The organism is Tepidimonas ignava (genome assembly GCF_004342625.1).
GTDB classification, from domain to species: Bacteria; Pseudomonadota; Gammaproteobacteria; order Burkholderiales; family Burkholderiaceae_C; genus Tepidimonas; species Tepidimonas ignava.
Map to the genome: position 1 here is coordinate 278,017 of NZ_SMAH01000001.1, position 7,750 is coordinate 285,766.

The window sequence follows — 7,750 nt, forward strand, 5'->3', positions numbered from 1 at the left end:
CAAGGTGGTTGTCTCGGGAGGAGGAAGCCAACGCAGGGTGGGGTGCCAGCCATCGTCGGCTTCCACTGCGTTGCTTCCTCGCCGCACGCAGCCCCCGTCCCCGGCTGGGCGTGCGGCGATTGGCCAACGGCATCAATGTAGCGCAAGGACGCGCCCATTGCACCCCCCGTGTGGCGCCGACGCGTCAGCCTGGCGCCAGTAAAATCGACCAGACTCATTGATGGGGGCTTGCGGCCTGCCGATGCGCCGCGGGCGCGACGTCCCACCACGTTTTCCAACCCTTACGCTGGATCCAACATGTCCCTCGACCAAGTCACCGCGGGCGACAAAGTGCCCGACGCCTTCAACGTCATCATCGAAATCTCCATGCACGGCGAGCCGATCAAGTACGAGGTGGACAAGGCCTCGGGCGCGATCTTCGTCGACCGCTTCATGAACACCGCGATGCACTACCCGACCAACTACGGGTATGTGCCCAAGACCATCGCCGGCGACGGCGACCCCGTGGACGTGCTGGTCATCACGCCGGTGCCGCTGCCGCCGGGGGTCGTGGTGCCGTGCCGCGCGCTGGGCATCCTCAAAATGGAGGATGAGGGTGGCGTCGACGGCAAGGTGCTGGCCGTGCCGACCGAAAAAATCCTGCCGCTGTATTCGCGCTGGAAGACCATCGACGACCTCAACCCCGTGCGGCTGCGCACCATCGAGCACTTTTTCGAGCACTACAAGGACCTGGACCCCGGCAAGTGGGTCAAGGTGCTGGGCTGGGGCGGGGTCGACGAGGCACGGCAGGAGATCCTGTCCGGCGTCCAAGCCTACCGTGCGCAACACGGCGCCTGACACGTTGGGCGGCGAAGGCCACCTCGGGGAGCGTCGAACATGAGCCTGCGCATCGCGGTGGCCCAGTGCAATTTCGTCGTCGGCGACCTGGCCGGCAACGCGCAGCGCATCGTTGACGCCGCGCGCGCGGCCCACGCCGCGGGCGCGCAGGTGCTGCTGACGCCCGAGTTGGCCATCTGCGGCTACGCGGCCGAAGATTTGCTGCTGCGCCCGGCCTTCGTCGCGGCGTGCGACGAGGCGGTGCGGCAGGTGGCGGAGCAGACGGCGCACCTGGGCGGCTTGCACATCGTGGTCGGGCAACCGCTGGCGGTGCCGGGCGCAGCCGCCATGGGGCGCAGCGTCGGGCGCACGCCGTGCCTCAACGCCGCCACTGTCGTGCACGAGGGGCGCATCACCCACCGCTACGCCAAGCGTGAGTTGCCCAACTACCAAGTCTTTGACGAGCGGCGCTACTTCGTGCCGGGCAAGCAGCCGTGCGTGTTCGACGTCGAGGTCGACGGCCAGCGCTGGCGGCTCGGCCTGCTGATCTGCGAAGACGCGTGGTACCCGGGGCCGGCCGCCGACACCGTGGCCGCGGGGGCCGAGGTGCTGTGCGTCATCAACGCTTCGCCGTTCCACCTGGGCAAAGGCGGCGAGCGCGAGCAGGCCATGCGCCAGCGGGTGCTGGAGACGGCTCGGCCGCTGGTGTACGCGCACCTGGTGGGTGGGCAGGACGAACTGGTGTTCGAGGGGCGCAGTTTTGCGCTCGACGCCCGCGGGCAGGTGGCCGCGCGCGCGCCGGCGTTTGCCGAAGACCTGCTGCACGTCGTGTTGCAGCGCCCCGACGGCCGCGCCCCGGTGCAGGTGCAAGGCAGCGTGGCACCGGTGGCCGACACCGACGAGGACCTTTGGCGCGCGCTGGTGCTGGGCACGCGCGACTACGTCGATAAAAACGGTTTTCCCGGCGCCATCATCGGTCTGTCGGGCGGGGTGGACTCGGCGCTGGTGCTGGCCATCGCGGTGGACGCGCTGGGGCCCGAGCGCGTGCGTGCGGTGATGATGCCCTCGCCCTACACGGCCGAGATCTCCTGGCTGGACGCGCGCGACATGGCGGCGCGGCTGGGGGTGCGCTACGATGAAATCCCGATCGGGCCGATGTTCGACGCCTTCCTGGGCGCGTTGCAGCCGCTGCTGCAAGGGCGCGCGCCCGACACCACCGAAGAAAACCTGCAAGCGCGCATCCGCGGCACGCTGCTGATGGCGCTGTCGAACAAGTTTGGCAGCATCGTGCTGACCACCGGCAACAAGAGCGAAATGGCCACCGGCTACTGCACCCTGTACGGTGACATGGCCGGTGGGTTTGCCGTGCTGAAAGACGTGGCCAAGACCTGGGTGTGGCGTTTGGCGCGTTGGCGCAACGCGCACGACCCGTTTGCACGCGGGGCCAACCCGATTCCCGAGCGCATCATCACCCGCCCCCCCAGCGCCGAGCTGCGCCCGGGGCAGACCGACCAGGATTCGCTGCCGCCGTACGACGTGCTGGACGCCATCGTCGAGCGCTACATGGAAAACGACCGCAGCGTCGACGAGATCGTGGCCGAGGGCTTCGACCGCGCCGCGGTGGAGCAGGTGGTGCGGCTGCTGCGCATCAACGAATACAAGCGCCGCCAGGCTCCGGTGGGCATCCGTGTCACGCACCGCAGTTTCGGCAAGGACTGGCGCTACCCCAACACCAACCGCTGGCGGGGTTGAGCACGACCTCGTGGACCACCCGCCTGTATCATTCGCGCCAGGTGCCCTGCGCCGCATACCCCCAACACCATCCGGAGTCGTACCGCATGAAGCAGATCACCGCCATCATCAAACCGTTCAAGCTCGAAGAAGTGCGTGAGGCCCTGGCCGAGCAGGGTGTGACGGGTTTGACGGTGACCGAGGTCAAAGGGTTTGGGCGCCAAAAAGGCCACACGGAGCTGTACCGGGGTGCGGAGTACGTGGTGGACTTTTTGCCCAAGGTGCGCATCGACGTCGTCGTGCGCGATGACGATGTCGAACGCTGCCTCGACGCCATCGTGCGCGCCGCGCGCACCGGCAAGATTGGCGACGGCAAGATTTTTGTCACGCCGGTCGAGCGGGTGATCCGCATCCGCACCGGCGAAGAGGACGACGCCGCGATTTGAGTGACCGCGCGGCGCGGCTGTGGCCGCGGCCGCTCAAATCGCTTCCAAGCGCGACGGGGGCGTGCAGCCGGCTGCCTGCACCAAGCGGGGCAACAGCGCATCCGGGTCGGCATCGACATCGACCAGGCCTTGCTGCCACGCGCTGACGAAACCGGCGTCGGCGCTGGCCTGCACAAAACGCAGCAGGCCGTCGTAATAGCCGCCGGCGTTGAGGATGCCGATGGGCTTGTCGTGGTAGCCCAGCTGGCGCCAGGTCCACACCTCGAACAGTTCCTCCAGCGTGCCCAACCCGCCGGGCAGGGCCACGAACGCGTCGGCGCGCTCGGCCATCATCTGTTTGCGCTGGTGCATCGTGTCCACCACGTGCAGCTCGGTGCAATCGCGCTTGGCCAGCTCGCGCGCCACCAGGCTGCGCGGGATCACGCCCACCACGGTCCCGCCGGCGGCCAGCGTGGCGGTGGCCACGCGCCCCATCAGCCCAGCGTTGCCGCCGCCGTACACCAGCCGTCCGCGATGACGGCCGATCCACGCGCCGACGTGCTCGGCCAGCGCCGCCCACGCAGGGTCACCGCCGTCGCGCGAGCCACAGTACACGCACAGCGAAAACGCGGGCCGGCTCATGCCCGTCCCCCCTGGGGGCGCAGCGCCCGCGCGTCGACCAAGCGCGTGCCCGCCAACGCGTCGTGCCAGAACTGCCGCTGGGGGTGAAAACGCGCCAGCAACGCCCACACGGCCACCCAGCCGCCCAGCAGCACCAGCACCTCGGCCACCGGCAGCTCCAGCCACGCGCGCAGCGCCAGCGGTGGCCAGAACCACACCCACGCCAGCACGTAACGCAGCAGCGCCCGTCCTTGCGAAACCGGCCCACCGTCGGCCGCGACAAGGCGGATGTGCCACGTCTGCATCGCCAGCGTCTGGCCTTTGTGCCAAAACCAGGTGAAGTACAGGCCCAGCACCACGAACATAAACGCTTGCAGCTCGTGCCGGTATTGCAGCGCATGGCGTTGCTGGGTCAGCGCGCCGAACAGGTAGCCGGCGATGAACACCACGCCGAACAGCAGCATCCCTTCGTACAGCCAGCAGGCCATGCGCCGCGGCAACGACGGGGTGGACAACACAGGTGGGGCAGACATGGACATCGATCACAACCAGCGTCACGCCAGGGCCTGGCGCACAGCCCGCCAGTGTAGCCGCCCGTCACGGACGGCAGCCGCTGCGGCGTATAGTAGGCGCACCATGGCTACCCCCCGCACTGCAACCAACGCCCGCGGCAGCGGCAAAACCGGCCGCACCAACGACCCCGAGCGCACGATGGCCAACATTTTGGAGGTGGCCACACGCGAGTTCGGCGAAAAAGGCCTGGCGGGGGCGCGCATCGACGCCATCGCCGATGCTACCCACACCTCCAAGCGCATGATTTATTACTACTTTGGCAGCAAAGAAGGGTTGTACCTGGCGGTGCTGGAGGAGGCTTACCGGCGCATGCGTGCCCAGGAAGCGGCGCTGCACCTGGAAGACCTGCCGCCCGAAGAGGCGCTGCGTCGGCTGGTGGCGTACACCTTCGACCATCATCGCTCCAACGAGCCGTTTATTCGCCTGGTGATGTCGGAAAACATCCATCGCGGCCAGTACTTGGCGCGCAGCCGCGTGATCCAGGAGCTGAACGTGCCGGCCATCACCGCCGTGCGTGCGCTGTACGAGCGGGGGGTTGCGCAAGGGGTGTTTCGCCCGGGCATCGATCCGCTGGACCTGCATGCGGCGATCTCGGCGTTGGCGTTTTTCAGTGTGTCCAACCGGCACACCTTCGACCTGATTTTCAAGCGCGACAGCACCGATCCCGAGGTCGTGCGCCGTCGCCGCGACGAAGTGGTGGAGATGGTGGTGCGCTACGTGCGCGCCGACCCACTCGCCCGGGTCTGAATCGAGTTGTCCGGCGCTTGGTTAGGGTTTCCCCTAGTAAAAAAACTAACTGGTTAGTACAAAATGTGTCCTCAAGGAGACCCGAGACATGCTTGACCGATGGATGGATCGCCTGTGCCGCATGTTGGACGGCGTGCTGGTGCTGGTTTTGGCGGCGATGGTGGTGATGGTGTTTGCCAACGTGGTGTTGCGCTACGCATTTGACAGCGGCCTGACGCTGTCGGAGGAGTTGTCGCGCTGGTTGTTCGTGTGGCTGGTGTTCGTGGGGGCGGCGCTGGCGGTGCGTGACCGCGCCCACATGGGCGTGGACCTGCTGGTCGCATGGCTGCCCCGTTGGCTGCAGCGCGTGGTGCTGTTGGTGGGCCATGCGCTGATGCTGTGGGTGACGTGGTTGTTGTTGCAGGGTAGCTGGGCGCAGACCCGCATCAACTGGGACACCACCGCGCCCGTGACAGGGTGGTCCGTGGCCTGGCTGTACGCCGCGGGGCTCGTGTTCGCCGTGCTGTCGGGGCTGTGGCTGCTGATGGACGCGTGGCGGTTGCTGGCGGGTCGGCTGAGTCTGGCGGACTGGCACCCTCAAACGACGGCGCCGGGCCACGGCCAGGGGGACGCCCAATGACCATCGTGATCTTCGTCGGCGCCTTGCTGGGTGCCATCGCGCTGGGTATTCCCGTGGCCTACGCCTTGCTACTGGCTGGCGTGGCTTTGATGGCATACATGGGTGTATTTGATCCGCAAATCATAGCTCAAAACGTGTTGGAGGGGGCTAATAGTTTTCCATTGCTGGCAGTGCCATTTTTTATGTTGGCCGGCGAGATTATGAATGCCGGTGGGTTGAGTCGACGCATCATCGATCTGGCCATGGCGTTGGTTGGTCATGTGCGTGGCGGGCTTGGGTTTGTCGTCATTGTGGCTGGCGTTTTGCTGGCGTCGTTGTCGGGGTCGGCTGTGGCCGATACGGCGGCGCTGGCCGCACTGCTGCTCCCCATGATGGTCAAGGCGGGACACTCACGTGAACGTAGCGGGGGGCTTATTGCCAGTGGTGGAATCATTGCGCCAGTCATCCCTCCGTCGATTCCCTTTGTGATTTTTGGCGTTGCAGCCAATGTTTCGATTGGACGCTTGTTCATGGCGGGTATCGTGCCCGGTGTATTGATGGGAGTGGCCATTGCGGTGGCGTGGTGGTGGGTGGCCCGGCGTGAGGCCGTGACGCGGCCTGCGCGCGCCCGTTTGACCGAAGTCGTGCGCGCTGCGCGTCAGGCGGCCTGGGCGTTGCTGCTGCCGTTCATCGTGCTGGTGGGTCTTAAGGCTGGCGTATTCACCCCTACCGAGGCGGCCGTGGTGGCTGCGGTATACGCCTGGTTGGTGGCCACACTGGTGTACCGCGAGCTGACGTGGCGCAAGCTGCTGGAGACGTTTGCGGCGGCGGCGCGCACCACAGCGGTCATCATGTTTATGGTGGCGACGGCGGCCGTCGGAGCGTGGCTGATCACTGTGGCGAACTTGCCCGGGGAACTGACCGAGTGGCTTCAGCCGCTGATGGACCGACCGACGCTGCTGTTGTTGGCCATTTTGGGCATGCTGTTTCTGGTGGGCATGGTCATGGATCTGACGCCCACCATCTTGATCCTGGCACCGGTGTTGGTGCCGGTGGTCAAAGCTGCGGGTATTGACCCCGTGTATTTTGGGGTGCTGTTCGTGATGATGGGCTCCATTGGATTGGTGACCCCGCCAGTGGGTACGGTGCTCAATGTCGTCGCGGGTGTGGGGCGCATGAAGATCCAGCACGTTGCCCGTGGCGTGTGGCCGTTTTTGCTGGCGCAGCTGGTGGTGTTGCTGCTGTTGGTGCTGTTTCCGGCGTTGGTGATGGTGCCGTACCGTTGGTTCTACGGCTGATGCCGAGACCCGGTGCGTGCAGCCCCGGCGGGCCGGCGCGCTCCGGATGGGTTAGGGCCCGCCGCGATTCGACCCTGGTCATCCTAGGAGACGGTGATGTTGAACAAGCGCACGTTGTGCAAAGCGGCGGTGGCAGTGGCTGCCATGGGGTTGTTGGGCGGGGTGCAGGCGCAGACGCGCGTCATCAAGTTTGCCAACCAAAACGCCAAAGGTCACCCGATCGTGCAGGGGATGGATAAGTTTGCCGAACTGGTGGAGCAAAAGTCCGGGGGGCGACTCAAGGTGCAGGTTTTTGCGGGAGGTGTTTTGGGTAGCGACCAAGCCAACGTGTCCGCACTGCAAGGTGGTACGCTGGAAATGGCGTCGATGAATTCGGGCATCTTGGCCAGCATCGTCAAAGAGTTTGCTATCTACGACTTTCCGTTCATGTTTGGCAACCCGCGCGAAGCGGATGCGGTGCTGGACGGTCCGTTTGGCAAGCAGTTGCACGCCAAGCTGGAAGACAAAGGCCTGGTGGGCCTGGCCTACTACGAGTTGGGCTTTCGGCACCTTACCAAGTCGCCCCTGAAATATTCATAACATCATGATTTTTCTTGTGTTATTGTCTGTTTGCGAGTACAATTTCCCCCAGATCTGATGTCTGATGCGCCGTTTTCTGGGAGTTTTTCGATGTTTGCCTGCCCCGCCACCGAGGACTTCTTCCGCGCCCGGCTCGATCAGATGATCGACCTGCGCCATCCGCTGGCGGTGTTGGCCTCGCGCATGCCGTGGCAGGAGTTGGAGGCAAGGCTGGCGCACCTGTTCATGCGCAAAGCGCGCGCAGGTGTCGCGATGCCCGATCTGGACCTCTTTGGCGAAGCGCCGGTGCGCGCAGCCCGGGTGTCCAACGCCGGGCGTCCGCGCGTGCCGCTGCGCGTGATGATCGCGCTGCTGTATCTGAA

9 protein-coding genes and 1 pseudogene are annotated in these 7,750 nt (G+C 65.7%); 8 read left to right on the top strand and 2 right to left on the bottom strand.

Going from position 1 to position 7,750, the window contains the following annotated elements; translation table 11 throughout:
• The first annotated feature begins 297 nt into the window (after positions 1-297).
• The 3 genes from ppa (at position 298) to EDC36_RS01370 (ending at position 2,993) form a co-directional block, all read left to right on the top strand.
• The gene (gene ppa / locus EDC36_RS01360) at positions 298-837 is read left to right on the top strand and encodes an inorganic diphosphatase (RefSeq protein WP_132961446.1); all 540 of its coding nucleotides are present in this window, start codon (positions 298-300) and stop codon (positions 835-837) included.
• Positions 838-876: 39 nt separating this feature from the next.
• Positions 877-2,568, top strand: a complete 1,692-nt coding sequence (locus EDC36_RS01365; protein ID WP_132961447.1) for an NAD+ synthase — start codon at positions 877-879, stop codon at positions 2,566-2,568.
• An 86-nt stretch (positions 2,569-2,654) separates the two neighbouring features.
• Positions 2,655-2,993, top strand: coding sequence for a P-II family nitrogen regulator (locus EDC36_RS01370; RefSeq protein WP_132961448.1), 339 nt, complete (start codon positions 2,655-2,657; stop codon positions 2,991-2,993).
• A 33-nt stretch (positions 2,994-3,026) separates the two neighbouring features.
• Here EDC36_RS01370 and EDC36_RS01375 read toward each other — a convergent pair whose 3' ends face one another.
• The gene (locus EDC36_RS01375) at positions 3,027-3,614 is read right to left on the bottom strand and encodes an LOG family protein (RefSeq protein ID WP_132961449.1); all 588 of its coding nucleotides are present in this window, start codon (positions 3,612-3,614) and stop codon (positions 3,027-3,029) included.
• Entirely contained in the window at positions 3,611-4,126 is a 516-nt protein-coding gene (locus EDC36_RS01380) for an RDD family protein (protein WP_243646414.1), read from the bottom strand. The genes EDC36_RS01375 and EDC36_RS01380 overlap by 4 nt, the downstream gene beginning before the upstream one ends.
• A 103-nt stretch (positions 4,127-4,229) precedes the next feature.
• Between EDC36_RS01380 and EDC36_RS01385 the strand changes: the two genes are divergently transcribed.
• The 5 genes and pseudogenes from EDC36_RS01385 to EDC36_RS01405 all read left to right on the top strand — a co-directional run.
• Positions 4,230-4,913, top strand: coding sequence for a TetR/AcrR family transcriptional regulator (locus EDC36_RS01385; RefSeq protein ID WP_185971234.1), 684 nt, complete (start codon positions 4,230-4,232; stop codon positions 4,911-4,913).
• Positions 4,914-5,001: 88 nt separating this feature from the next.
• Entirely contained in the window at positions 5,002-5,532 is a 531-nt protein-coding gene (locus EDC36_RS01390; RefSeq protein WP_185971235.1) for a TRAP transporter small permease, read from the top strand.
• Positions 5,529-6,809 (top strand): TRAP transporter large permease subunit, encoded by a 1,281-nt coding sequence (locus tag EDC36_RS01395; RefSeq protein ID WP_132961451.1) that lies wholly within the window; start codon positions 5,529-5,531, stop codon positions 6,807-6,809. The genes EDC36_RS01390 and EDC36_RS01395 overlap by 4 nt, the downstream gene beginning before the upstream one ends.
• A gap of 96 nt (positions 6,810-6,905) precedes the next feature.
• On the top strand, positions 6,906-7,388 hold the full coding sequence (gene dctP, locus EDC36_RS01400) for a TRAP transporter substrate-binding protein DctP (protein ID WP_313905135.1): 483 nt from the start codon (positions 6,906-6,908) through the stop codon (positions 7,386-7,388).
• 90 nt (positions 7,389-7,478) lie between these two features.
• Positions 7,479-7,750, top strand: a pseudogene (locus tag EDC36_RS01405) (IS5/IS1182 family transposase); the annotation flags it as partial.

Excerpts from the sequence above, each read along its gene's own strand:
- EDC36_RS01365 (WP_132961447.1), top strand. The coding sequence starts at position 877 with ATGAGCCTGCGCATCGCGGTGGCCCAGTGCAATTTCGTCGTCGGCGAC.
- dctP (WP_313905135.1), top strand. The coding sequence starts at position 6,906 with ATGTTGAACAAGCGCACGTTGTGCAAAGCGGCGGTGGCAGTGGCTGCC.
- EDC36_RS01375 (WP_132961449.1), bottom strand. The coding sequence starts at position 3,614 with ATGAGCCGGCCCGCGTTTTCGCTGTGCGTGTACTGTGGCTCGCGCGAC.
- EDC36_RS01395 (WP_132961451.1), top strand. The coding sequence starts at position 5,529 with ATGACCATCGTGATCTTCGTCGGCGCCTTGCTGGGTGCCATCGCGCTG.
- EDC36_RS01370 (WP_132961448.1), top strand. The coding sequence starts at position 2,655 with ATGAAGCAGATCACCGCCATCATCAAACCGTTCAAGCTCGAAGAAGTG.
- ppa (WP_132961446.1), top strand. The coding sequence starts at position 298 with ATGTCCCTCGACCAAGTCACCGCGGGCGACAAAGTGCCCGACGCCTTC.
- EDC36_RS01385 (WP_185971234.1), top strand. The coding sequence starts at position 4,230 with ATGGCTACCCCCCGCACTGCAACCAACGCCCGCGGCAGCGGCAAAACC.
- EDC36_RS01390 (WP_185971235.1), top strand. The coding sequence starts at position 5,002 with ATGCTTGACCGATGGATGGATCGCCTGTGCCGCATGTTGGACGGCGTG.
- EDC36_RS01380 (WP_243646414.1), bottom strand. The coding sequence starts at position 4,126 with ATGTCTGCCCCACCTGTGTTGTCCACCCCGTCGTTGCCGCGGCGCATG.